Source organism: Mammaliicoccus sp. JADD-157, assembly GCF_049310805.1.
In the GTDB taxonomy this organism is placed as follows: domain Bacteria; phylum Bacillota; class Bacilli; order Staphylococcales; family Staphylococcaceae; genus Mammaliicoccus; species Mammaliicoccus lentus.
In genome coordinates, this window is the sequence record NZ_JBMOVZ010000005.1 from 46,483 (window position 1) to 72,167 (window position 25,685).

The 25,685-nt window shown below is 31.6% G+C and carries 27 protein-coding genes; 16 read left to right on the forward strand and 11 right to left on the reverse strand.

Annotated elements, in window-relative coordinates; all coding sequences use genetic code 11:
• Positions 1 to 45: 45 nt before the first annotated feature.
• Entirely contained in the window at positions 46 to 867 is an 822-nt protein-coding gene (locus tag ACO6VN_RS12630) for an undecaprenyl-diphosphate phosphatase (RefSeq protein ID WP_194201462.1), read from the reverse strand.
• Positions 868 to 1,041: 174 nt separating this feature from the next.
• Here ACO6VN_RS12630 and ACO6VN_RS12635 point away from each other — a divergent pair, with 174 nt between their 5' ends.
• The gene (locus tag ACO6VN_RS12635; RefSeq protein WP_016998929.1) at positions 1,042 to 1,917 is read left to right on the forward strand and encodes a LysR family transcriptional regulator; all 876 of its coding nucleotides are present in this window, start codon (positions 1,042 to 1,044) and stop codon (positions 1,915 to 1,917) included.
• A 28-nt stretch (positions 1,918 to 1,945) separates the two neighbouring features.
• Here ACO6VN_RS12635 and ACO6VN_RS12640 read toward each other — a convergent pair whose 3' ends face one another.
• Complete coding sequence (locus tag ACO6VN_RS12640; protein ID WP_194201463.1) at positions 1,946 to 2,584, reverse strand: MOSC domain-containing protein; 639 nt, start codon at positions 2,582 to 2,584, stop codon at positions 1,946 to 1,948.
• 133 nt (positions 2,585 to 2,717) lie between these two features.
• On the opposite strand from ACO6VN_RS12640, the gene ACO6VN_RS12645 reads away from it, so the two are divergent.
• Together ACO6VN_RS12645 and ACO6VN_RS12650 are read left to right on the forward strand one after the other, a co-directional pair.
• Entirely contained in the window at positions 2,718 to 3,929 is a 1,212-nt protein-coding gene (locus ACO6VN_RS12645) for a sugar efflux transporter (protein WP_016998931.1), read from the forward strand.
• A gap of 14 nt (positions 3,930 to 3,943) precedes the next feature.
• Complete coding sequence (locus ACO6VN_RS12650) at positions 3,944 to 4,426, forward strand: DUF456 domain-containing protein (protein ID WP_194201464.1); 483 nt, start codon at positions 3,944 to 3,946, stop codon at positions 4,424 to 4,426.
• A 152-nt stretch (positions 4,427 to 4,578) separates the two neighbouring features.
• Here the strand turns inward: ACO6VN_RS12650 and ACO6VN_RS12655 are convergent, their stop codons facing one another.
• The gene (locus tag ACO6VN_RS12655; RefSeq protein ID WP_194201465.1) at positions 4,579 to 5,880 is read right to left on the reverse strand and encodes a PTS sugar transporter subunit IIC; all 1,302 of its coding nucleotides are present in this window, start codon (positions 5,878 to 5,880) and stop codon (positions 4,579 to 4,581) included.
• A 114-nt stretch (positions 5,881 to 5,994) separates the two neighbouring features.
• Here ACO6VN_RS12655 and ACO6VN_RS12660 point away from each other — a divergent pair, with 114 nt between their 5' ends.
• From ACO6VN_RS12660 to ACO6VN_RS12695, 8 genes are all read left to right on the forward strand, one after another.
• The gene (locus ACO6VN_RS12660) at positions 5,995 to 7,089 is read left to right on the forward strand and encodes a DUF871 domain-containing protein (protein ID WP_194201466.1); all 1,095 of its coding nucleotides are present in this window, start codon (positions 5,995 to 5,997) and stop codon (positions 7,087 to 7,089) included.
• Positions 7,090 to 7,091: 2 nt separating this feature from the next.
• Positions 7,092 to 7,394, forward strand: coding sequence for a PTS sugar transporter subunit IIB (locus tag ACO6VN_RS12665; protein WP_064211402.1), 303 nt, complete (start codon positions 7,092 to 7,094; stop codon positions 7,392 to 7,394).
• Positions 7,395 to 7,403: 9 nt separating this feature from the next.
• On the forward strand, positions 7,404 to 7,718 hold the full coding sequence (locus ACO6VN_RS12670) for a PTS lactose/cellobiose transporter subunit IIA (RefSeq protein ID WP_016998770.1): 315 nt from the start codon (positions 7,404 to 7,406) through the stop codon (positions 7,716 to 7,718).
• Between the two features lie 183 nt (positions 7,719 to 7,901).
• Positions 7,902 to 8,768, forward strand: coding sequence for an SDR family NAD(P)-dependent oxidoreductase (locus ACO6VN_RS12675; protein ID WP_216683720.1), 867 nt, complete (start codon positions 7,902 to 7,904; stop codon positions 8,766 to 8,768).
• Positions 8,769 to 8,883: 115 nt separating this feature from the next.
• Positions 8,884 to 9,726 (forward strand): formyltetrahydrofolate deformylase, encoded by an 843-nt coding sequence (gene purU, locus ACO6VN_RS12680; protein ID WP_216683721.1) that lies wholly within the window; start codon positions 8,884 to 8,886, stop codon positions 9,724 to 9,726.
• A gap of 244 nt (positions 9,727 to 9,970) precedes the next feature.
• On the forward strand, positions 9,971 to 10,915 hold the full coding sequence (gene corA / locus ACO6VN_RS12685; RefSeq protein WP_194201469.1) for a magnesium/cobalt transporter CorA: 945 nt from the start codon (positions 9,971 to 9,973) through the stop codon (positions 10,913 to 10,915).
• Between the two features lie 41 nt (positions 10,916 to 10,956).
• The gene (locus tag ACO6VN_RS12690) at positions 10,957 to 11,820 is read left to right on the forward strand and encodes an ROK family protein (RefSeq protein WP_194201470.1); all 864 of its coding nucleotides are present in this window, start codon (positions 10,957 to 10,959) and stop codon (positions 11,818 to 11,820) included.
• A gap of 24 nt (positions 11,821 to 11,844) precedes the next feature.
• Positions 11,845 to 12,411, forward strand: a complete 567-nt coding sequence (locus ACO6VN_RS12695) for a GNAT family N-acetyltransferase (protein ID WP_194201471.1) — start codon at positions 11,845 to 11,847, stop codon at positions 12,409 to 12,411.
• A 124-nt stretch (positions 12,412 to 12,535) separates the two neighbouring features.
• Here ACO6VN_RS12695 and ACO6VN_RS12700 read toward each other — a convergent pair whose 3' ends face one another.
• Positions 12,536 to 12,721, reverse strand: coding sequence for a hypothetical protein (locus ACO6VN_RS12700; protein WP_194201472.1), 186 nt, complete (start codon positions 12,719 to 12,721; stop codon positions 12,536 to 12,538).
• A 93-nt stretch (positions 12,722 to 12,814) separates the two neighbouring features.
• Entirely contained in the window at positions 12,815 to 13,417 is a 603-nt protein-coding gene (locus tag ACO6VN_RS12705; protein WP_194201473.1) for a nitroreductase family protein, read from the reverse strand.
• 181 nt (positions 13,418 to 13,598) lie between these two features.
• Between ACO6VN_RS12705 and ACO6VN_RS12710 the strand changes: the two genes are divergently transcribed.
• Positions 13,599 to 14,315 (forward strand): tyrosine-protein phosphatase, encoded by a 717-nt coding sequence (locus ACO6VN_RS12710; RefSeq protein WP_194201474.1) that lies wholly within the window; start codon positions 13,599 to 13,601, stop codon positions 14,313 to 14,315.
• A gap of 43 nt (positions 14,316 to 14,358) precedes the next feature.
• Here ACO6VN_RS12710 and iadA read toward each other — a convergent pair whose 3' ends face one another.
• Entirely contained in the window at positions 14,359 to 15,510 is a 1,152-nt protein-coding gene (gene iadA, locus ACO6VN_RS12715) for a beta-aspartyl-peptidase (protein ID WP_194201475.1), read from the reverse strand.
• A gap of 251 nt (positions 15,511 to 15,761) precedes the next feature.
• Here iadA and ACO6VN_RS12720 point away from each other — a divergent pair, with 251 nt between their 5' ends.
• Positions 15,762 to 16,619 (forward strand): helix-turn-helix domain-containing protein, encoded by an 858-nt coding sequence (locus ACO6VN_RS12720; protein ID WP_422404761.1) that lies wholly within the window; start codon positions 15,762 to 15,764, stop codon positions 16,617 to 16,619.
• Positions 16,620 to 16,678: 59 nt separating this feature from the next.
• Here ACO6VN_RS12720 and ACO6VN_RS12725 read toward each other — a convergent pair whose 3' ends face one another.
• Complete coding sequence (locus ACO6VN_RS12725; protein ID WP_194201477.1) at positions 16,679 to 17,275, reverse strand: hypothetical protein; 597 nt, start codon at positions 17,273 to 17,275, stop codon at positions 16,679 to 16,681.
• 146 nt (positions 17,276 to 17,421) lie between these two features.
• On the opposite strand from ACO6VN_RS12725, the gene ACO6VN_RS12730 reads away from it, so the two are divergent.
• Entirely contained in the window at positions 17,422 to 18,723 is a 1,302-nt protein-coding gene (locus ACO6VN_RS12730; RefSeq protein WP_194201478.1) for a Na+/H+ antiporter NhaC family protein, read from the forward strand.
• Positions 18,724 to 19,232: 509 nt separating this feature from the next.
• On the opposite strand, the gene ACO6VN_RS12735 is transcribed toward ACO6VN_RS12730, so the two are convergent.
• The gene (locus ACO6VN_RS12735) at positions 19,233 to 20,423 is read right to left on the reverse strand and encodes a M20 family metallopeptidase (protein ID WP_194201479.1); all 1,191 of its coding nucleotides are present in this window, start codon (positions 20,421 to 20,423) and stop codon (positions 19,233 to 19,235) included.
• 165 nt (positions 20,424 to 20,588) lie between these two features.
• Here ACO6VN_RS12735 and ACO6VN_RS12740 point away from each other — a divergent pair, with 165 nt between their 5' ends.
• Positions 20,589 to 21,020 (forward strand): MarR family winged helix-turn-helix transcriptional regulator, encoded by a 432-nt coding sequence (locus ACO6VN_RS12740; RefSeq protein ID WP_017001145.1) that lies wholly within the window; start codon positions 20,589 to 20,591, stop codon positions 21,018 to 21,020.
• On the forward strand, positions 21,020 to 22,207 hold the full coding sequence (locus tag ACO6VN_RS12745) for an MFS transporter (RefSeq protein WP_194201480.1): 1,188 nt from the start codon (positions 21,020 to 21,022) through the stop codon (positions 22,205 to 22,207). The genes ACO6VN_RS12740 and ACO6VN_RS12745 overlap by 1 nt, the downstream gene beginning before the upstream one ends.
• A gap of 253 nt (positions 22,208 to 22,460) precedes the next feature.
• On the opposite strand, the gene ACO6VN_RS12750 is transcribed toward ACO6VN_RS12745, so the two are convergent.
• The 3 genes from ACO6VN_RS12750 to ACO6VN_RS12760 form a co-directional block, all read right to left on the reverse strand.
• Positions 22,461 to 23,933 carry a catalase gene (locus ACO6VN_RS12750; protein WP_194201481.1) on the reverse strand — a complete coding sequence of 491 codons (1,473 nt, stop codon included), beginning with the start codon at positions 23,931 to 23,933 and terminating at the stop codon, positions 22,461 to 22,463.
• Between the two features lie 332 nt (positions 23,934 to 24,265).
• Positions 24,266 to 24,613: an NUDIX domain-containing protein gene (locus ACO6VN_RS12755; RefSeq protein WP_422404796.1), complete on the reverse strand. Its 348-nt coding sequence runs from the start codon at positions 24,611 to 24,613 to the stop codon at positions 24,266 to 24,268.
• Between the two features lie 136 nt (positions 24,614 to 24,749).
• Complete coding sequence (locus tag ACO6VN_RS12760) at positions 24,750 to 25,682, reverse strand: DMT family transporter (protein ID WP_194201483.1); 933 nt, start codon at positions 25,680 to 25,682, stop codon at positions 24,750 to 24,752.
• Positions 25,683 to 25,685: the final 3 nt, after the last annotated feature.

Genomic DNA, 25,685 nt, shown 5'->3' on the forward strand with positions numbered 1-25,685 from the left:
GAGCATACACAGTATTAACTGTGTATGCTCGTTTTTTAAAAGTTTTTATAAGAATATCAGTGCAAGTATAATTGCTAATGGGCCTACAACGAAACAGTATTTACTAAATATACCTAATTGTCCGCGTTCCATTATGCCTTTTAGCCATTTTAAAGAGAAATAGCTGGCCACAAGTGAAGCTACAAATGCGAACATATAAGAAATCATTAATGAAGAATCTGGTGGTGTTTGAATGATATCTTTAATACCAAGTAATGCAGTACCTAAACTTACTGGTATATAAAGTAAGAATGAGAACTTAAATGCTGTTTTTTGATTCATACCAACACCTAAAGCACCAACTATCGTTGCACCACTACGACTAAGTCCTGGAATTAATGCAATAGCTTGAAATAGCCCTACTATAATCGCATCTTTTAACGTTAAATCTTTATCTAACTTTTGACCGTGTTTATTTTTAATAAACCATAGTGCAATACCAGTTACAATTAACATGAAACCGACTAGCATAACACTTTTTGTGTCGCCAATTATATCGTTAAAGATTAACCCAAGAACACCAGCAGGTATCGTGGCAACTACAAGATACATAGCAAATCTAAAGTTTCGAATTATTTCTTCAGTGCGATCTCCTTTAATAAATTTTAAAGTATCAACAATGAGTTCGATAATATCTTTTCTAAACAAAATCAGTACAGCAACTAATGAAGCCGTATTTACAAAAATTTCAAATGTTAAACCTTCTGTATGTAAGCCTAAAAATTCTTGAGCCATTACAAGGTGACCACTAGATGATACAGGTATGGGTTCAGTTACACCTTGCAATAAACCTAGAAAAATATACTTTATTATCTCAATAAGTAACATAGTAAGATCCTTCCTATTTAATTTACATGCTTAACTATAACTAATTTTAAAAAAGTATTCAATTTAGATAGTAAGATTTTTTATAATTCGGTCTTAAGTAGTAGTTGCTTAAAGACATGCTTGTAATAATTAAAGCATGTTATAATGAAATAAATGTGAGGAGGGTGTCTTTTTATGAAAGTAGATGATTACAAACTATTAGTGACTTTAGAAGATGTAAAGACATTGAGGAAAGCTGCTGACATTCTCTATATTTCGCAGCCTGCCGTCAGTCAACGTCTCAAATCTATCGAAAACTTTTTTGGTATAGATATTTTTATAAGGACTAAGAAGCAATTAATAACAACTAATGAAGGTTCGCTCGTTATTGATCACGCAAGAAAAATGCTTAAAGAAGAGCGTTTATTACTGGATAGAATAAGTTCGAAAGTCGGGGAAGTTAATGGGAGTATCTCAATTGGCGTATCCTCGTTAATTGGACAAACAATTTTGCCTCAAGTTCTAGGGCAATATACTAAACTTTACCCTAACGTCGATATACAATTACAAATTGGCTCAAGTGAACATATTAAATCATATCAGAATGAATTTCATGTAACAGTAATTAGAGGTAATGAAGTAATGAATGTACAGAACGACTTATTATTAAATGAACAACATTACTTTATTTATCCTAAAAATAGAAAGCATGATTTGCATTTATTACCGATGATTGAATTTCAAGCTGAACCAATATATTTAAAGCAAATAGAAGAATGGTATTCAGATTATTTCAAACAAGAATACCATGCTCTTATAAAAGTAGATCAAATCGCAACTTGTAAAGCATTGTTATTAAATGGAGTAGGCGTTACAGTTTTACCTGAGCTAGTTATAGGTGATATAGATACAGACCTTTTTGAAATTAAAAAATTAAATATCATGAAAAAGCCTTTAAAACGGTCAACATATATTTGTTATGAACATAGTGTATTGCAATTACCACAAGTAAAATCATTTATTGAAGTGATTAAAAATTACATAAACCAAATTGATGTTAAAAAGAAGTAACCGATAGAGATTTGTACGATGTTATCAACTATTTTAATAATTTACTAAATATATTTCTTGTTTCTTCATTTATACCATCATGATTTAATACTGATTGTATGCGTTGTTTGTTTTTATTATCTTTAAAACGTGTTTCATTCAATTCAAGTATAGAAAGGGAAGGCTTTTTTTGTTCAATCAATACTAAATCGTCTCCTTGTGATACATAGCCTTCTTTGATTACGCGAAAATAACATCCTGTTTTACAACTGTCTGCCATTCTTTTAACTAAGTCTTTTATACCATACCTTTGCGCGATTGTAGCGCAAGGTTGTCTTGGACAAGATACTTGTATAGTGGCTTCACCTAACTGATATGTATCACCGATATTTAAATCCGCTTCAGTTAAACCAGAGACTGTTAAGTTTTCTCCAAAAATTGCATATTCAGGCAACAGGTGAATGATATCGTTCCAATATTGATAGTTATCTTTACTATAGAAACATATAGCTTTTTCAGGACCGCCGTGCCCTTTATATTGTTGTTCATCTTCAACAAACCCTGTTTTTGATAAAAACATACTATTTGAAATAGGGGTTTTATAAATGGCGGTCTTTTTTGTTTTTTGATTATCGAACGTAACGTTAGAAACTTTACCAGTAGAAATATAATCAATTTTAAATACCATGGCTTTTCTCCTTCTTAAATCATGTAAATTTATTTTATAACTTTAGAAAAATTATATCAATTTTAGCATTGACGTAACAGGGGTTTAGCTATAAAGTACAAGCATATAATAAAATAAAGAAAGATGTGAATTCATGTTTTTGAAACTGTTTCAAATCAAAAATTATAAGCTCTTTACAGTGAATATGGGATTACTCGGTATGGCAATCGCAATCACTACCCCGTTCTTAGTGTTATATGCGACACAACACTTAGGAATGACTAGTGGCCAATATGGTCTATTAATGGCTCTTGCTGCTGGAGCATCCTTCACTGTGAATTCTATAGTAGCTAGGTTTTCAGATAATGGTAAAATCAACCGTAAATATCTTATCGCAACAGCCCTTATAATGGGTGCTTTATGTTTCTCCATTTATTTCTATGTACATACTATTTGGATCTTCATTGTATTATACGGAATGTTCCAAGGCCTGGCAGCACCTGCAATGCCTCAAATGTATGCTTCTGCTCGTGAATCTATTAATGAATCAGAATATAAAGATAGAAGTATCTTTGCCAATACTGTTTTAAGATCAACTTTCTCATTAGGTTTCTTATTTGGTCCATTGATAGGTACTGTATTACTTTCACTATTGGGTTATGACGGTCTATTTGGTGGTACGGTTACTATATTCTTAACTGTACTCGTATTACTATTATTATTTTATAAGGAACCAAAGAAAATCTTAAATAATATAGTAGGGAATTTTCCAGAGAAAAAAGCTCCGAACTTAATTAAAGAACCGACTTTACTTATACCATTTTTAGCTTTCATTCTATTGCATATTGGGCAATGGATGTATACTTTAAACATGCCTTTATATGTAACTGAATATTTGAAAGATGACGAGTCTCATGTTGGTTATTTAGCAAGTTTATGTGCAGGCTTAGAAGTACCGCTTATGATTATTCTAGGAGCTATCGCAAGTAAATTCAGAACGAAAACTTTACTCATGGTAGGTTCAATATTTGGCTTTGGTTATTATTTCAGTATCGGGGTGTTTGATAGTTTTACTGCAATGTTAATTGGACAATTAGCTTTAGCATTTTTCTTAGCTATTTTGTTAGGGCTTGGTATCAGTTATTTCCAAGATATTTTACCAGACTTTCCAGGTTACGCTTCGACTTTATTTGCGAACGCTATGGTTATTGGACAACTAGGTGGAAATTTACTTGGTGGTGTCATGAGTGATATAGTAGGATTAGGAAATGTGTTCTTTGTTTCAAGTTTTTCGATAGCACTTGCGTTTGTTCTTTTAATTTTCACTATAGAACATAAGGAACAAAACAATACACAAATTAGTTAGGAGTTCTAAATTACATGACAACAATTAGTTGGTTACTTATCATTATAATGTTTGTAATTGCATTTATCGGTTTAATCAAACCAATTATCCCATCCGTTTTATTTCTTTGGATAGGGTACTTTATATATCATTTTGCAATAGATTCATCAAAATTATCATGGGTATTTTGGACGGTTATGATACTCTTTACAGTATTTATGATTTTGTCGGACATCATCATGAACAGTTACTTTGTGAAAAAATTTGGTGGTTCTAAATTAGGAGAGACAATGGCAGCAGTTGGTGTTATTATTGGTTGCTTTGTATTTCCACCTTTCGGTATTATCATCGTACCGTTTATCTTAGTATTCGTTTCAGAAATTATACAAAAGAGTGATATTAGTGCTGCACTTAATGCAAGTATAGGTTCACTATTAGGATTTTTAACAAGTACAATAGCAAAAGCACTTATCATGGTCGTTATGGTCATTTGGTTCTTTATTGATATTATTTTTTAATATTTAAGAGCTTGAAACATAAATTCTAACTCAAAATAAATAAGCATATCACTTAACGGATTGTTTCAGTTTGAAAGTGATATGCTTATTTTTTATAAAAATTTATAGTTTTCTTCGTACATCTTTCATCCCTATTTATATCTTCTACATTATTATTTGTTTTCTTCTTCCATATCTTTTTCAATTTCTTCTTTAGATTCGCCACTTTCCTCTAAAATCATTTTACGATCATACATTTTAAAGAATGGGAAATAAATACCGACAGAAATTGCAATATTGATTAATACGAGTATGATAGCCCGCCAATCACCACCAGTGGCTAAGTATGCACCAATTGGAGCAGGTAAAGTCCATGGAGGCATTACACTGGTCGCATTGACTAATCCTAGGGCAGTTGCGATATAAGTGATAATCGTTAAAACGATAGGTATTAAAATAAATGGGATGACCATAATTGGGTTTAATACAATTGGTAAACCAAATATAACTGGTTCATTGATGTTAAATAAAGAAGGGATGGCAACTGCTTTACCCATTTTTTTAAGGAATTGTGATTTTGCAAATATTAATATACAAATTACAAGACCTAAGGTTGCTCCCGCGCCACCAATCCATACAAACCATTGGAAAAATGTTTCGGGTGCAATATGAGGTAGTGCTTCTCCTGCTGCATGTGCTTCACCGTTTTTAGCTAAATAAACTTCCCATAATGGTCGTTCTATCGTACCGACAATAGACATTCCATGAATACCAAATGACCAGAAGAATGTTGTTAAAAATACTGGCACTAAAACACCTGGTAGTGTGTCGCCTGCAAACACAAGCGGTCCGACAATTTTATCTACGAGTGAATGTAAGTCTAGTTGGAATAGTACTGTAATGATACTCATAAACCCTAGAACAAAAACGACAGGTATAAGAGATTCGAATGAGCGACTGACGGAAGGTGGAACTTGTGGTGGCATTTTAATCGTGATGTTTTTAATTTTACAGAAACGATATATTTCTACAGAAAGAATAGCAACAATCATTGCGACAAATAAACCGTGCCCACCTAAATTTGTCATAGGTAAAACAAAACCTAATTTATCGTCCATATTAGGTGCGATAGTTAATAGAAAAGCTGCGGTAGAAAGTTGTGCGGCAGATAATGGATCAAGGTCGTAGGATTTTGCAAGATTATATCCTATACCAAAAACAATATACAAACTCATTATAAACATAGTCATTCTATAAGGTATTAAAATTTCTTCGGCATGTGCTGTTGCCCACTTAGTAATTGCCCAAGATTCTGGCAATGGTGGTGTTGCAAATATTAAGAAAAATGAACCAAATATAATGAATGGTAACGCTGAAATAACCCCATCACGAATAGCAAGTAGATGTCTTTGGTTTGAAAGCTTAGTCATTGGTCCCGAAAGCTTATTTTCTATCCAAGTTGCAAAATTATTCAATGTTAATCCCCCTTTGTTTGTAAGCGCTTTAATTTTGTTATAGTATAAACTAAATAGTAAAATTATTCAAAATTATAAAAAAGAAATTAATTGAAAGAATTGTGAGGTTATATCATGAGAAAATTGGGGGTATCTCTATATCCGGGGAAATCTAAGGAAGCTGATGACTTAAAGTATATAGAGAAAGCACATGAGTACGGTTTTTCTAGAATATTTACGAACTTATTACAAATTACTGAAGAAAACAAATCTGAAATACTTCCATCTATCAAAAAAATTATTCAATTCGCAAAGTCTTTAAATTTTGAAATATTTGTTGATGTAGCACCTAGAACATTTAAAGCATTAAATATTGAAACTAACGATTTATCATTCTTTTATGAAATGGGTGTAGATGGTATCAGACTCGACGAAGGGGTAGGAGCAAAAGAAACGAGTGATATGACTTATAATCCATATGGAATCAAAATAGAGCTGAATATGAGCGTAATGAATCATTATATAGACAATGTATTAGACTTTGAACCTAATCGAAATCGGCTCGTAGGTTGTCATAACTTTTATCCCCATCGTTATGCAGGTATATCTGAAGCCTTTTTTATAGAAGGCAGTAAGAAATTTAAACATTACGGCTTGAGAACAGCTGCATTTGTATCTAGTAAAGAAGCGGATTTTGGACCTTGGCCTATTACAGAAGGGCTTCCTACATTAGAACAACATCGCGGTTTGCCGATTACTTCTCAAGCAAAATATTTATGGGCAACTGGCTTAATAGATGATGTTATTATCAGTAATTGTTATCCATCTGAAAAAGAATTAAAGGAATTGAGTGATTTAATCCATGAACCGATAACTTTTGATATTAAATTAGTGGGAAGCTATACAGATTTAGAAAAGAAAATTATTTTTGAAGAACCACATTTTTATAGAGGTGATGTAAGCGACTATATGATTCGATCTACTCAAAGTCGAGTGAAATATAAACAAGAATCATTTCCACCTCATCATACAGTTGCTATAAAAAGAGGCGATGTATTAATCGATAATGATGAATATGGTCAATATAAAGGGGAGTTACAAATTGCTTTAAAACCGATGCTCAACACAGGAAAAGTGAATGTTGTAGGAAAAATAGAAAATCATGACTTGCAACTATTAGATTACTTAAAACCTTGGGCATTCTTTAAATTTAAATTATGGGAGAGATAAAAATGAAAAAAATATTATTAGTTTGTTCAGCGGGAATGTCTACTAGTATGTTGGTTAAAAAAATGCAAGAAACTGCCGATAAAGAAAATAAAGATTATGAAATTGAAGCATTAGCTTTATCTGAAGCTGAATCGAAAATAGATGAAGTTGATGTCATTTTATTAGGACCTCAAGTGAGATTTCAAAAAGCTCAAGTAGAAAAAATAGCTGACGGAAAAGTTCCAATCGACGTTATAGGCATGCAACAATATGGCATGATGGATGGAGAAGGGGTACTTAAACAAGCAGAAAGTCTAATGGAATAAGGTGATTAAATGGAAAAGTACGAACAGATAGCTTTTCAGATTATAACGAATGTAGGCATGGCTAAAAGTACCTATATGCAAGCAATTCAAGAAGCAAAATCAAATAATTTTAATGATTCTTATGATTTAGTTGAAGAAGGCAACAAATATTTAACTGAAGGACATAAAGTTCATAAAGACCTCATCCAATCCGAATCTGCAGGAGAAGAGATTAAACTTAATCTGTTATTGGTACACGCAGAAGATCAACTTATTTCAACTGAAATTATAAAAGAGATGGCGAAAGAATTAATTTATGTTCATGAAAATTATATAAAAAAGTAATTTTAGAAACGAATCAGGCTGGGACATAAATAAATGACTCAGCCTGATTCGTTATGTTGGCAGTAGACATGACAAAGCGATAAAAAATCTTATGAATAGAAAGAGCGATTTTTCATTCTCATTTATGTTAATTATACATTTTTTCGGGTAAATATAACTTAATAAATAAAAGGAGTAATTATAATGTCGAATAAAATTCTAGCTATTACCGGGCCTACGTCTGGTATAGGCAAAAGCACTGTAATTGAATTAGCGTCAGAATATGATATTTTAATATTACTTTGTAGAAACGTTGATAAAGGAGAATCAGTTAAGCAGCTCATACAGGCACGACACCCTTATAAGCGTGTTGATATCATCAAATGTGATTTATCTGATCTAGCGAGTGTAATGCAAGCAGCAACTAATATTTTAAATCGTTATACACATGTAGATTGCCTGATTAATAATGCGGGTGTCGTTTCTTTAACAAGGCAAAAAACTGTAGATGGTTATGAGCTCATGTTTGGAACAAATTATTTAGGTCATTTTTTATTAACACATACTTTATTCGAAAAAATAATGGAAAGTGAAGATAAACAAATTATTATTGTATCATCAGGTGCATACAAATATACAGCTATGGGGAATCATAATTTTGCTTATCCACTAAAATTTAACCCAGTTAAATCATATAGTAAATCTAAGTTAGCAGTACTTTACTTTATGCAGGAATTGGATGAACGTTTTAGTAAACATGGATTAAATGTATCGGCTGTACATCCGGGAGCTGTGTCTACTAATTTAGGCAAAACCAAATATAATAAAAAAATTGGTGACTTCATCTACAAAGTATTTGATTCATTTTTTATTTCGCCAGAAGAAGGGGCGCTCTCAACTATTAAAGTGACAAAAAATCGCACTTTATTTAATGGTAAGTATGTTTACGAAGGTAAAGTTGTTCCAGTTGAAAAATATGGATTAAATTATTTCCAAAGAAAAAAATTAATAAGAGATACATTGGAAGAATTGCAATTGGATCAATTTATGTATTTAAATAATAATTATTAACTGAATTCGCTTACATTGGAATAAGTAGGCAAGTTTGATTGTGTTATCTCATATAAAATTTTATAATAGCTATTATCGTAAGAATTTTTACACAATTTATAAAAGGATGAGAAACATGAATAATCATTATATTTTACTTGCAGATTGTAAAGATGAAATAGGGATCACATCTTTAATCTCTACAACTATTAAAAATACAAACTCTAATATATTTCATTTGGATCACTATACAGATGTTCAAGAAAATGAAAATCATTTATATTTAAGAATAGTCTTCGATCAAAATGATGAAGTTAAAGGACTATTAGAAAAAGAACTAAATAGCAGAAATATACATTTCAAAATTTATGACGCTAACACGAAAGTGAAAACTGCGCTACTCGTTTCTAAAGAAGATCACGCTTTAAGTGAGATTATGTTACGAGCAAACAGACAAGAATTTCCTATCGAAATTAGTTGCGTTATAAGCAACCATGAAAATAATAGAAAATTTGTAGAAGACATGGGTATTCCATTTCATCATGTAGAAGTTACAAAAGATACAAAGCGACAAAGTGAAGAGGAAATAACAGAAATTTGTGAAGGATATGGCGTTGATTTATTAGTATTAGCTAAATATATGCAAATATTATCTCCTGAATTTGTTGATAGACACCACTTGAAAATAATCAATATACACCATTCATTTTTACCTTCATTTATCGGAGCTAATCCATATAAACAAGCGTATACAAGAGGGGTTAAACTAATAGGTGCTACAAGCCATTATGTAACAGAAGACTTAGATGCTGGTCCGATTATCGAGCAAGATGTTGTAAGAGTGAACCATCGCTATACAGCACAAGATATGAAAAATACAGGTCGTCATGTAGAATCAGAAGTACTAGCCAGAGCGGTACGATGGCATTGTGAACATAAAGTGATTGTTAATGGAAACAAGACTATCGTATTTTCTTAATTAAGTATAAAAGGAGCAAGACTAATTGTTCTGAAGTTATAATAGTATCAAATATAAACTGTAACGATTTTGCAAAGTGCTGATGTTGAAGCTTGCACTTTCAAAATCGTATACATACATAAATTCTCCTAATCTGTTAATTAAAACTCCAACGAATTAGGAGAATTATTTTAAACAATCAATTTATGTTCTAAACTTTAAAATAATATATAATGAATTTAAATCAATTCTAAGCGGTGAAAATATGATTAAAACTTATTACATAAATTTAAATAATGAGATAAAAGAAACTACTTATCCTAGTGAAGTTCAAGAAAAGTATAAATGGATATGGGTTGATATGAACGAGTCAACTGAAGAAGAAACAAATGTACTCGCACAATATTTTGATTTTCACCCTTTATCTATTGAAGATGCTACTTTGGTACAACAGAGACCAAAATTCAAACAGTATGATGGTTATCAATTTTTAGTATTTCATGCTTTAGATTTAAAAACGCTAGAATCAGAAGAAATCGATATATTCATAGGCGATGATTATATTGTTACTTTCCATAAAGAACGATTTGAGGAAATTGATACAATTAAAAGAAAACTTTTTAATCATACGGTACAATATGAAGAACCAAAAGATATATTATTAAATATTTTAGATGATATAACAGATAATTTCTTTCCGTTTATATATGATATTGAAGATAAAGTCTTTAACTTTGAAGATCGGCATAATGTAGATAGTTCTACAAAGACTTTGATTGATGATACTTTTAATTTAAGACAAGAATTGTTATTAATTAAGAGAACTGTTCAACCAATGAAAGATTTAGTTTATCGGATGCGTGAAGGAAAAGTATTAAATTTGAATGAACAACAATTGTTATATATCATGCATATTAATGATCATCTTATTAAACAGATGGAAATGGTTGATGCTTCACGGGAAATGACAAGTGATATAAGGGATAATTATATTTCATTGAATTCATTTAAAATGAATAACATTATGAAAATTTTAACGATTTATTCTGTCGTATTCATGCCATTAACACTTATAGCCGGTATTTATGGAATGAACTTTGAAAATATGCCTGAATTAAATTGGCACAACGGTTATTACATTGTATTATTCATTATGGTAGCAATAGCAGCAATCATGCTAGTTGTATTTAAAAAGAAAAAATGGTTTTAAAATTACAAAAATATTAGATAATGAGAAAGCGAGTGTCAATCATGCAATATTATGGAGCAATTGAAGCGGGAGGAACAAAATTTGTATGTGCAATAGGTGATGAAGCATTAAATGTTATTGAACGTGTTTCTATACCAACTACATATCCTGAAGAAACAATGACTGAAGTTATTAATTTTTTCAAAAATTATGAATTGAAAAGTATTGGAATAGGTTCATTTGGACCTATCGATATAAATAAAGAGTCAAAAACATATGGATATATTACATCTACTCCGAAGACAGCTTGGAAAGATTTTGATTTTATTGGTTCAGTAAAAGAATATTTTGACGTACCTATAGCATTTACTACAGATGTTAATGCATCTTTATACGGCGAATATCAAAAAGGAATTGCAAAAAACGTTGATTCAGCAGTTTATTACACTATCGGGACAGGTGTAGGCGGTGGAGCTATGATGAATGGTCGTTACATTCAAGGACTAAGTCATCCTGAAATGGGTCATATGTCTATAAAACAACATGAAGATGATGATTTTGAAGGTAATTGTCCATTCCACCATACTTGTTTAGAAGGATTGGCGTCTGGGCCAGCTATAGAAAAACGTGCAGGTATTAAAGCTAAAGATATTGAAGAACAAGATAAGACTTGGGATATGGTAGCATACTATATAGCTCAAGCAGCTTATAATACAACGCTAATGTTATCACCTGAAAAGATTATTTTTGGTGGTGGTGTCATGCATCAAGATCATTTATTAGATAAAATTCATAAGCAATTTGAAATATTGAATAATGGTTATTTAAATTTACCACCAGTTGAAACTTATATTGTGAAACCTAGTTTAAATGATGATCAAGGCGTAATAGGTTGTTTAGGACTTGCACAAAGCGAATATAAATAAAGGTTAAAAGGGGGATTAAATAATATGGACTTACTGGTGAAATTAGCGGAATATCAAACAATGGAAACAGAAAGACTTATATTGAGACCTGTGTCTTTAGAAGATACGCAATCATTATTTGAATATGCTTCTAATATTGAAAATACAACGCATGTCTTTCCAACACATTTGTCTAAAGATGAAACAAGAGAAGTCATTACAAAGTATTATTTACAATCCCCGTTAGGAAAATACGGTATTATATTAAAAGAGAACGATAAATTTATAGGTACGATTGATTTACGAGTGGAAGTAGAACATAAGCGTGCAGAAATTGGTTATGTGATTAACCTAAAGTATAGCGGAAATGGTTATGTAACAGAAGCAGCTAATCAATTGTTGAAATTATCATTTGAAGAAATGGGATTAAATCAAGTTAAAGGTGTACATAGTACATTAAACCCCAAATCAGGACAAGTTATGAAAAGACTTGGCATGAAAAAAGTAGGCGTAATGCCTAAAAATCGTATTCATAAAGATAAAATAGTTGATGATGTAATATATGCAATAACAGATAATATGTATAAAGAAAATAATAAGCCTAAGACGTAAGAATTGTTTTAGGCAAGTATGCACTTTGCAAAAACCAAAATAAATTCTCCTAATTCGTTCATAAAAAACGAATTAGGAGAATTTTTTGAGTATTATATTCCAAACTCACATGTAGTAAAGCATCTTATTTAGATGCTTTTTTTAATTGAGTTAGTATCTTCAATCCATATGCAAATATACCATATCCAATTAATGAACTAGGTAACCATGATTTCGTTAATTGAATATCTTTATTTTTGTTAAGCAAAGTATATGGTACTAACGTTGAGATTAAGTAAAGTAATAGAACTTTTTGATAACGTTTGTTCAATTTAAACACCTCACTTTGTTACTTTTATTATAATATAAATTTGAGGTGAAATATTATAATATTATTACAAAGTTTAGACATTATGTATTGTCTTTATTCAAATTTAGCAAATGATGATACTTCATGACGAGATGCTCTATTATTAGACATTTCACCTTTACCTATAGTAATTAACATAGCAGGTACTAAATTATCATCGATATTAAAAGCATCGACAACAGCTTGTTTGTCAAAACCAATCATTGGGCAAGTAGCATAGCCTTCGTCCTCACTTATTAACATTAAATTCATCGCAAATAGTGAAGCGCCACGCACCGCTTCATCTCTCTTATTTGTTTCATCTTCAAAGAAAGTATTAACACTTTGGATTAACCCTTCGCGTTTTTCAGCAGGTATATGATTATGCTTTATCCAGTCATCGGCAATATCACCTATTATATTATGGGCATTTAAATCACCTAGCACGATGAAAGTAGCGCTGGATTCTTTAATTTTAATTTGTTTGTTCGCTGCTTCGTATAGTTTTTCTTTAGCTTCATCAGAATGTGCTACAACAACTTTCCACTGTTGTAAATTCCAAGCAGAAGGTGATAAAGAAGCTTTGTTTAATAATTTTGTTATCGTTTCACGATCCATTTCATAAGGTTCGTATTGTTTTACTGAACGACGTTTGTTAATGACATCTTGTAATTCCATTAGTAATTCACTCCTAAATGTTTATATATTAATCATGATTAAAGTGGTTGGAATTTTCAAATTCTTTGCTTATACAAGAACACAAATCATTTTGATATATTGATTGAGTGAAAATTTGTTACAATAAAGGTAATAAGGATAATTTGTAGAAAAAGTTGATTCATAAAAAGGAGCTGTACATATGATAGATATACACAATCATTTGCTTTATGATGTTGATGATGGACCAATTGACGCTGACAGTATGATTGAATTAGCTAGAGTTGCAGAAGGGTTAGGGATAACTGATTTAGTAGCTACACCACACTATATAGAACACAGATTTAAAAATGATGCTAATATAGTTAAAAACCGAACAAAAGAAGTACAAGCATTGCTAGATGAAAATGGCATAAATTTAAAAGTTCATCCGAGTCAGGAAATTCATATGTTTGGTAAAGAGCTGGAAGGCTTACAGTCCGGTGAATTATTACCAATAACTGAAGGTTCGCGCTATGTATTAATTGAATTTCCGTTCTTTAGTATTCCAGACTTTGCAGATGAAACATTTGATAAATTATTTAATGCTGGCTATAGACCTATATTAGCTCATCCAGAACGAATAATTCCTATACAAGATAACCCAAAAATATTATTTGATTTAATTGAACGAGGTGCGCTATGCCAAGTTACAGCAGGATCATTAGTTAATAGATATGGAGAAGATGCTAAAAAATCTGCGGATTTCTTATTAGATAAAGATGCTATTCATATAATCGGAAGTGATGCACATAACACTTCGAATAGAACATTCCATTTACAAGAAGGTTACGATTATATTGAACGAACAAAAGGCGTCGAAAAAGTAAACGAACTTAAAGAAAATGCAAAGAAAATATTAAATAATATTGATATATAGAAATTAAGGGTCCGGGACTTACATAATTGCCCCGGGCCCTTAATTATTCATACATACCTTTACGTATTACTTTGTAATCAGATAACATTTCTTTTCCTTTTGCTAGGACATTTTTAATCTTATTGCTATTCTTATCAATGATTAAAATATCGGCGTCATAGTTTTCATGAATATGTCCTTTATGATGCAATGTTAATGCATTAGCTACGTTAGAAGTGAACAGTGCTATAATATCATCCCATTTATCTTGATGATAATGTTTGAGTAAATTAAAGAGTTGTTCTGTTAATGTATAACATTTAGCAACATCATACCCAACAAGTTGATTATTGTGGTCAAATTTAGGTAAACTACCGTGACCGTCAGATGAAATAGTGAGTTGAGCGATATCGCCATTATTTTGAAGATAATAATCTACACAATCTACAGTATTTGTATCGGCTGTTAAATCTATATAAACACCTTGATTACTTAAAGTGATTCCTTCTTTAAGTAAATCTAAACTTTTGTCGAAATGCGTAATGTATATTTTATTCGCTTTGACATCATAGTTTGCTAGTAAATTATGAATTTGATTTAAGTTATGTTTTCCAGTTCCTAAATGAAAGTGAGTAACTCCTGCTTTACCACTCAACATTCCTCCAACAGTAGTTTCTGCAATAATTTTAGCCAGTTCATCTGTGTTAGGTATAGAAGATCTAAAGTCATTAATAGCGATTTCTCCAGTACCAATTACTTTGTCTATTAACATTAAGTCTTCTTTTATAGAATCAGTAATAGTAGTAACAGGTAAGTGGTAGTTACCTGTATACATATATGTTGAAATCCCTTCTGCTTCAAGAGCTTTGGCTTTTGCATATAAACTTGAAAGTGTACGAGAAATACCATCTGTACCTATTAATCCTATTACTGATGTAATACCGCACTCTATAAGTTCAGATAAATTCACCTCTGGCGTTCGCGTCATATAACCTGCTTCGCCTCCACCGCCTAATAAATGAATGTGTGGGTCTATTATACCGGGTATAAGAATATTGTCTTCTGCATCAATTATATTCAAGTTTGGGTCGATATCTTTAAATTTTTCTATATCTATATCACCGATTTTGAGGATGGTTTGACCTTGAATAAGAATTGAATTTTGGCCAATATATTTTGGTGAATAAATATCACCATTTTTTATGATTGTGAACATGAGTTCTGCCCCCTATGAAATTGTATATTGTTACATATTTTAAATTACTTGAATCATTAAAGCAAAGTATCACTGATATTGTCGCAAATTTATAATAGCTAAATTAATTGTATTTTCTTTCTAGCGAGATTAGAATGAAGAGACATAGTTAGTCTTTTTATATATAAAATATGTAAGATTTATTAAGTGTAATAAGTTTAAACATAAAGATGTATGAAATAAAGACAATAGAATGTCGGGGAGCGTTATAGATGAAATTAGGAGAACGTGTTAAACAACGTAGGAGAGATTTAAAGTTATCTCAACAATCACTAGCAAAAGGTATTGCAACACAAAGCCAGATTTCTAAAATAGAAAAAAACGAATTGCAACCGGGATCGCAATTGCTGTTTAATATTTCTAGAAAATTAAGTTGTAGTATGGATTATTTATATGTTGGGGAAGAACTAGATACACAACTTGAACAAAAGTTAAAAGTAATTGAAAGGTTACTTGAAGATAGAGATTACGATGCTTTAACACCTATTATTGATGGCAACTATTTATCAAATAGTTCCACTGACGAAATTGCAGCATCTAAATGGGTGAGATCTATCATAGCTTTTTATAAATATGAAGATATAAATCAAGCAATCTTATTAATAGAAGAAGCGTATAAGTTAATTGATTCAAATATGTTTACTAAATTACAAGTTTCAGTTTGTAATACGAGAGCAATTTTCTATTATAGAGAAAGTAATAATCAGTTGGCTAAATCTTCATTAGAAGAAGGTTTGCAAATAGCTAAACGTTTTAACGTAGAAGACAACTATAAAATAAAACTATATTATACTTTATCGAATATTTATTTTAGTGAAGCATTATACGATAGATGCTTAGCATATGCTCAATCAGCATTGGATATTACGATTAATTCTAATAGATATATGCTGTTTAGTGAACTAGTTTATAATATCGTTCAATCGAAAAAAGAAATGAAAATTATTGATGACACAGATATTAAACAATTAGAAGTAGCTTTATATATAAGTAATTTATCAAAAAAACATAGTGTAACTATTCTTATAAGAGACTTGATGAAGTCTTTGAAAAATACACATGATGAATAAAAAATAAAGGAGTGGAGGTTGAGACGTATATATCTGTCTCACCTCCATTCCTTTTGAAGTTATATATAATGTAGTTCTTGTTCTAATTTCTGTATTTTATTATAATTTGAATCTGACATAAAAGGATAATTAATACTTAATTGCCGCATGATGCCTAAAGTTGCTATTTCTTCTAAAAGCATATTAGGGTATTTAATTTGAGTTTGTTCATTGAAGAAGAGTTGAATATACTCTGTTTGATGTATGTATAATTTAGTGAAGTAATAGGCGACCATTGCATATAAATCATCAACGCGTTCGGATAACTTTTCTATAAATAAAAATAATGTTGTTGAAGATTTTGTAGGGATGGTGCCAAAATCTTGATAGTCACCAATTAAAAAGTAGATATTAGGTTGCAAATAAACTTTATATTGTTTTAAAAACAGCAAACGAATATCAAATATAATGTGTACGAGCTGATCGTTTACATGTGATACATTTCGAATGTCATTTTCGATTTTTGGAATAGTATAAGGAAGAGCTGATACAAGATTATCAACATATTTACCAGCATTTGAGAATTCATTAAAATATCTCGTATAGTATAATTCAAATGATGATTTTGTTAATTGATGGTTGTGTATAAAGCTATTCACAGTATTGCTTATAATCATCGTATAACCCCTTCAATATTATTTAACCACTATTATATATGATATTGCCTAAAATAAATAATCTAATCATCAAAAAAATAATTTGACGTATAGTATGATGTCATGTAATCTTTTGAAGTATTAAAGTTAACAATAAGGAGATTCCAATGGAACAAATAAATAAAAAATCATCGTTTTGGGCACTATCACCTTTAATAGTATTTGTTGCTTTGTTTATAGGTACAGGTATTATTACAAGTGATTTTAATTTTCTACCAATAAATGTTGCTTTATTGATTTCAACTGTTTTTGCATTTATTATTTATCCAAAAACTAATTTAACGAAAAAAATAGACATATTTACAAAAGGGGCAGGCCACCCTAATATTTTATTAATGGTATTTGTATTTTTATTTGCTGGAGCGTTTAGTGAAACGGCTGAAGCAATGGGAGCGGTAAGTTCGACTGTAAACCTTGGCTTATCATTAATTCCACCTCAATTTTTACTAGCTGGTTTATTCATCGTAGGTGCGTTTATCTCAGTTGCGATGGGTACATCCATGGGGACAGTAGCGGCATTGGCCCCTGTAGGTGTTGGTATTTCTGAGTCAACAGATATCTCAATTGCCTTATCGATAGCAACAGTTGTAGGTGGCGCAATGTTTGGAGATAACTTATCGATGATATCTGATACAACTATTGCAGCTGTTAGAACTCAAAAAACTAAAATGGGTGACAAATTTAAAGTGAACTTTTTCATTGTCTTACCCGGAGCGATTATGACAGTTATTATTCTTTGGTTTCTAACTAAAGATTTAGGTATAGCAGAAACAAGTCAAGGTGGCTATTCTTTAGTTAAAGTGATACCTTATTTATTTGTATTAATCGCCGCTTTATGTGGTATGAATGTTTTAATGGTGTTAGTGTTAGGTGTTGTAATTGCAAGCTTTATCGGATTGACCACAGGATCCTTTACAATTAATGAAAACTTAAAAGCCATATCTGACGGTTTAATAGGTATGCAAGATATAGCGATGATAGCTCTATTCATCGGAGGTATTATCGGAATGATTCAATATCAAGGCGGTATTCAATGGTTGCTTAATACTGTAACAAGTCGAGTTAAAACTAAAAAGGGAGCAGAGTTTGGTATAGCAAGTTTAGTAACTACAACAAACTTCGCTACAGCTAATAATACAATTGCTATTATAACTACTGGACCTTTAGCAAAAGAAATCTCGGAAGATTATGAAATTGACGCCCGGAAGTCTGCCAGCATACTAGATATATTTGCAAGTAGTGTACAAGGTATCATACCATACGGAGGCCAAGTGTTAGCAGCAACAAGTGTTGCAGGCATTTCAAGTGTCTCATTGATACCATATTCGTTTTATCCTTATTTACTCGTCGTTTGTGGGATAGTATCCATAATCGTTGGGTATCCTAAAAGAAAAGATAAGAGTGTGTAAATAAAAAGAGCTAGGGACATCAATCCTTAGCTCTTTTTTGGATGGGATTAATCAAAAGGCAAGAGTTGATATTATTGTTGGATTTATTACGACAATAATCCAAGTACAGACGCCTTTATTGGATTTACTAGGACAATAATCCAAATAGACCACTCTTTATTGGATTAAGTATGACAATAATCCAAGTAGAGCACCCTTTATTGGATTAACTAGGACAATAATCCAAGTAGAGCACTTTTTATTGGATTAACTAAGACAATAATCCAAGTAGAGCACCTTCTTATTGGATTAACTAGAACAATAATCCAAGTACATACACCTTTATTGGATTAACTAGGACAATAATCCAAGTACAGACCCTCTTATTGGATTAACTAGAACAATAATCCAAGTACATACACCTTTATTGGGTTTACTAGGACAATAATCCAAGTACAGACGCCTCTTATTGGATTTACCATGACAATTATCTCCCAGGCTGTTTTATTGCTAGTTTTATCATAACTAAATTATTTTTTACCTAAATAATCTACTGTGGCAGCAGCAACTGTTTTAGCTGCAATCAGCATTGCGCTTTCATCAATATCAAATTTAGGATGATGGTGAGCGTAGGTTTCTTTATCTTTCGGACTTGCTCCAACATAGAAAAATGTACACGGTAACTCTTCAGCATAGTATGCAAAGTCTTCTGAAGGTGGCTGTGGTTCACATCTTATAACTTCATTAACTTCGGGAATATTTGCTGATTCAATAGATTGTACGACTTGTTTCGTTAAACTTGGATCATTATATAGTACTGGATAATCATTTGTATATTGCAAGTCACAGTCAACGCCATACATTGTCTCTAATCCATGGGCTATTCTTTTAATTTCATTTTCCATTAATTCAAGGGCGTCATCATTCATCCCTCTAACATCACCTTCTAGTTCAACCTCATTTTTAATGATATTAAATTGTCCTTTTCCATCAAATGATCCTATTGAAATAACGCCCATATCAAATGGGTTCAATCTTCTTGATACAATTGTTTGTATTGACATAACGAAACTACTAGCAGCGACAATTGGATCGTTAGCTAAATGTGGAGAAGAACCATGTCCACCTTTACCAGTGATTTTTAATTTGAAAAAGTTGCGTCCAGATTGAACATTTCCTTCTCGGTAATAAACATTGTTAACAGGCATAGTACTCATAACGTGTACACCTATAACATTATCTACGCCATCTAATATGCCATCCTTAATTAAATATTGTGCGCCACCTGGAGGTTTTTCTTCAGCTGGTTGATGTATGATAACAATTTTTCCGTTCAATTTATCTTTCATTTCTATTAAACATTCTGCAAGAATCATTAAATACGCTGTATGCGCATCATGACCACAAGCATGCATGACACCTTCATTTTTAGATGAGAATTCTAAACCTGTATCTTCTTTAATAGGCAGGGCATCGAAATCGGCTCTTAACGCAAGTGTCTTGCCAGGATTACCAGAATCAATCGTTACTTTAATGCCATGTATATTTTCTCCACCTATATTTGTCTCTACAATAGCATCTTTATCTTGATAAAAGTCAGCAATATATTTAGCTGTTTGTTCCTCTTCAAAAGATAATTCAGGGTTCTCATGTAAATATCTTCTGATGGCTATCATTTCTTCTTCTTTATCATTTAACTTATTAAATAAATGTTCTAGCATCTTTTCTCCTCCTATTAATCATTTAATTCCATTATAGTAAAAATTGCTTATGTAATGTTGTAATTAGAAAAGCATATTGACATAAATATTTGAGAGGAGTAGAATAGCGTAGTATTAGTTAGCAAAGCTAACTTTATTTTTTATGAGAAAAGGCGGTATAAAAGAATGAATAATTTTTTTAATAGTTACATAAACGTTTATAGGCCATATATACATCATATTAATGTGATTTTAGAGCCATATGATTTATATGCAGCTCAGTATAGAGTCTTACGTGATATTGCAGGAAATCAACCTACAACACTCGTACAAGTGTCCAAGCGTTCTTTTATAGAAAAGCCTACAGCTCGTAAAATAATCAAAAAGCTTATTGATTTTAACCTTGTTCAAGCCATTAACAGTAAAGAAGATAAACGAGAAAAGTTTTTAACATTAACTGAAAAAGGCGAAGCAATGCATAAAGAAATTTATGAACAAGTCTTAGAATTTCAGAATAAATGTTTTGAAGCAATAGGTGCAGATGAACAAGAGTTATTAAAAGCAGAGGAATTGTTAAATCAATTTCGAAATTATTTAATTGAGGAGGCGACGGAGTAGTGAATAATCAAATTAAACATCCTATATGGACGAAAGATTTTATATTTAACTTTGTTATTAGTTTCTTTATCTTTTTATCTATGTATTTATTATTAGTTACAGTAGGTGGATATAGTAAAGCAACTTTTCATGTTTCTGATAGCTTCGCAGGACTAGCATCAGGACTATTTATTGTGGGTTCTTTAGTTGGTAGATTTATAACTGGTAAATATATCAACATATTGGGAACGAAAAAAGTATTAGTAATCGGAGGTTTATTATTAGTTATTACTAATGGATTATATTTAGTTTCTGCATCGTCATTCGCATTACTATTAATTGTACGTATTATTAACGGAGCTGCCAGTGGTATTGCAAGTACTGCAACAGGGACAATAGCAGCTTATATAACACCTGCGGATAGACGTAGTGAAGGTATAAGTATGTACAGCTTAAGTATGGTACTAGGAACGGCTATAGGGCCGTTTATAGGGCTAATCTTATATCAACACATACCAATGGAAGGATTATTTATAATTTGTACAACTTTAATTGTTATCGCATTTGTAATGTCAATATTTATGAAGATAGAAACACCGGTAGCAGTACAAAATGAAACTAAAAAAGGATTTAAACTAACGGACTTCTTCTCAGTTCATGCATTACCGATAGCAATTGTTGTAGTTATTGTGAGTATTGCATATTCTTCAGTACTTTCATTTATTCAATTCTTCGCACAAGAAAATAATCTAGTAGATGCAGCAAGTTTCTTCTTCGTTGTATACGCTATTGCAATTCTACTAACACGACCATTCACAGGTAGAATTATGGATCAAAGAGGGGAGAATATTGTAACCATCCCAGCATTTATTTGTCTAGTATTAGGACTATTCCTCATCAGTATTGCAAACAGTGGATTAGTATTATTAATAGCAGGTGCATTTGTAGGATTAGGCTTTGGGAATTTACAATCTATCTTCCAAGCGTTGGTTATCAAAGTATCTCCAATAGAAAAAATGGGATTAGCAACTTCAACATACTTTATAGGTCTAGACTTCGGATTAGGCTTTGGACCATATGTATTAGGTAACTTTACAAACTCAATAGGATATTCTGGCCTATACTTCGCAATGGCTATTGTAGCCTTAATAGGGTTAGTAAGCTATTACTTCCTGCATATGATTAAGACACAAAAAGCAGTTAATTAAAAAAGAGGGGAGCAGAACAGAAATCTTTTAGTGAAATGAGATTCTGTAACGCTCCCTATTTTTTTCTGTCTATTAAAATTTGTATTTATTATTATAAAACTATAAGTATAAAAGGCTAGAAAATCGAATTTTAAAGTTGTTAGACACTCTGAGTATCGCAAGAGAGGGTCCACAACTATTCACACTTTGCTACTTCATCTATTTATATGTATAAAAAAACACGCCATTATACATGGCGTGTTTTTTCTTTATATTACCCTTCTAAATCAACTGAGTTAATATCAATGCCTAAAGCTTCAGCTACACCTTTACCGTAATCTGGATCTGCTTTGTAGCAGTTACGGATGTGACGGTGTTTAACTTCGTCAGTAGTACCTTGCATTTCATTTGCAGTGTTTTGGAAGATACGTTGTTGTTGTTCTGGTGATTGTAGACGGAATAATTTACCTGGTTGCTCGTAGTAGTTATCGTCATCTTCACGGAAATCGTGTTCGTATAATTGTCCTTCTACTTCAAGACCTGGTTTTTTATATTCAGGTTGTGATTCGTGTTTGCTATAACTATTTGGATAATAGTTAATTTCGCTACCAAAGTTACCATCAACTCTCATTTGACCATCTCTAGAGAATGGACATACGTTTTCCGCAGCTTTAGGAGAGTTAACAGGGATTTGCCAATGGTTAACGCCTAAACGGTAACGTTGAGCATCTCCATATGAGAATAAGCGACCTTGTAACATTCTATCTGGTGAGAAATCAATACCAGGAACGATGTTAGTAGGTGCGAATGCAGCTTGTTCTACATCTTGGAAATAGTTCTCTGGGTTACGGTTTAATTCGAATTCACCAACTGGAATAAGTGGGTATTCGTCTTTGAACCATACTTTAGTTAAATCGAATGGATTGTCTTTATGATTTCTAGCTTGTTCTTCAGTCATAACTTGAATGTACATTTTCCATTTAGGGAAATTGCCTTCTTCGATTGCGTTGAATAGGTCTCTTTGACTTGATTCACGGTCTTTAGCAATAACTTGTTCCGCTTCTTCAGCAGTATAGTTTTCAATACCTTGTTGAGTTCTGAAGTGGAATTTAACCCATACTCTTTCGCCTTCATCATTGTACATTGAATAAGTGTGTGAACCGAAACCGTGCATGTTACGGAAACCTTTTGGTATACCTCTGTCAGTCATCAAGATTGTTACTTGGTGTAACGCTTCAGGTAAAAGTGTCCAGAAGTCCCAGTTTGATTGTGGGTTATGCATGTTTGTTTTTGGATCACGTTTAACAACGTGGTTTAAACTTGCGAATAATTTAGGATCACGGAAGAAGAATACAGGTGTGTTGTTACCAACTAAGTCCCAGTTACCTTCTTCTGTGTAGAATTTAAGCGCGAAACCACGGATATCACGTTCTGCTTCTGCAGCACCACGTTCACCAGCAACTGTAGAAAAACGTGCAAACATTTCTGTTTGTTTACCGATTTCTGAGAAGATTTTCGCGTTTGTATATTGTGTAATATCATGTGTTACTGTAAAAGTACCAAAAGCACCAGAACCTTTAGCGTGCATACGACGTTCTGGAATAACCTCTCTATCAAAATGCGCCATTTGTTCTAAGAAATAAATGTCTTGCATTGAGATAGGGCCACGACGACCAGCAGTCATAGTATTTTCACGATCTGATACAGGTGCACCAAAAAGACCTGTAAGTTTTGAATTGTTAGTCATAATTGTCCTCCTATGTTTCCTTAATTATAATAATTCTAATTTCATACTTATTATAATTTAAACTGAGCAAAGAGACAAGTAAAAGAATTATTACAATTAGAAAAAATATAAGTAATTGTGAACAGTTTGTTCACTTAAACTACCCTATTGGTGAATAAAATAAACATTTTACAATAAAAACACTGTATTTTTAAAGTTTTACTTAATATTTATGATAAAGAATAAGAATAGTAAAATTTAGCTGAGTGAGAAAATATAAGCACAATTGATTATAAAGAATATAAATAATTAAAAAAGAGTACATAAAAATGTACTCTAAACAAAAATTACTATTATTTAGTAGAATTTCTATCGATAAATAATGGTTGTATGTCAATTTGTTTTAGTATGATTTCTTTTGCTTTTTCAGGTCTAATGTCTAACTCTGGAATATCCGTTAAATTAACGTATACATAATCGATATTATTTTGATTATGATTATTAGGAATATTTTTAATATGTTCATCTAAATCAAGTTTGTACATAAATAAAATTTCATGAATAGACGTATTTTGGTATTCAAAGAAATTTTGTATTGTAGTAACGAATTGTACCTTATTACATTCAATGCCTAACTCTTCATTAATTTCACGTTTAATTGCCGAATCTGAGCTTTCGAAATATTTAACGCGCCCACCAATTAAGGCATAGTAATTCTTTTTTTATCATAGTGAAAGTAATAGTGATTATTCGATTTAATGATAGCACCAACTCTAATATTTAACATACCATCCCCAGATTGTAATGTTAAGTCCATATCATTCACCCCTTAATGAATTAAAATAATTTCAATATTATTATACCGATAAAGACTAAAGATGCGCCAACAGCTCTTCTTACAGTAATTTTATACCTTGGTGTGTTAAACATACCGAAGTGATCGATGATTAATCCCATTAGCATTTGCCCAAATATAACAACCATTAATGTTAGTGCAGCGCCCAATTCTGGCATTAGTAGAATATTAGTTGTTACAAATACAACTCCTAAAGGTCCACCGATGAAATAAATAAGTTTGATTCTACCTTGTCCTTCCTGGTTTAATTTAAAACGTACTCTTCTAACTATAATAAGAGATAGTATTAGTAATACTATCGTACCAATCGCGAAAGAAATGAGTGATGATAAATAGAAAGATTGAACTTCATATCTTAATGCACTATTGATGGCAGTTTGGATAGGTGGTAAACAACCAGTAAACAAACCTAAAATCATCCAAAACTTTGTGTATTGCGTCTCATTCGTAATAATTCTTGCAGATTTCTTTTTGTAATTCATAAATATTATACCAATTAACATCAGCAAAACGCCGCTAATTCTGCCTATATTAATAGTATGAACTTCTGCATCGAATAAGCCAAATTGGTCGATAAATAGTCCCATAATAATTTGACCTGATACTGTCATTACTACTGTCAAAGCAGCGCCAATTCTTGGCAAGAGCAATAAATTTCCTGTTAAGAAAACTACGCCTAGCATACCACCAGTAAACCATACATAAGAAAATTCTTGGTTCATAATGAATGACGGTGTTAATTTTTGAGGATTCATTACTAAATTAATAATGATTAATGTTAACGTACCAATTAAAAATGAATAAAAAGAAGCAAGGATAGGCGATTTTGTATAACTTCCTAATCTCGTGTTTATTGATGTTTGAAGTGGTACACATAGACCAGCTACAACACCTAATATAATTAGTAATATCAAGTT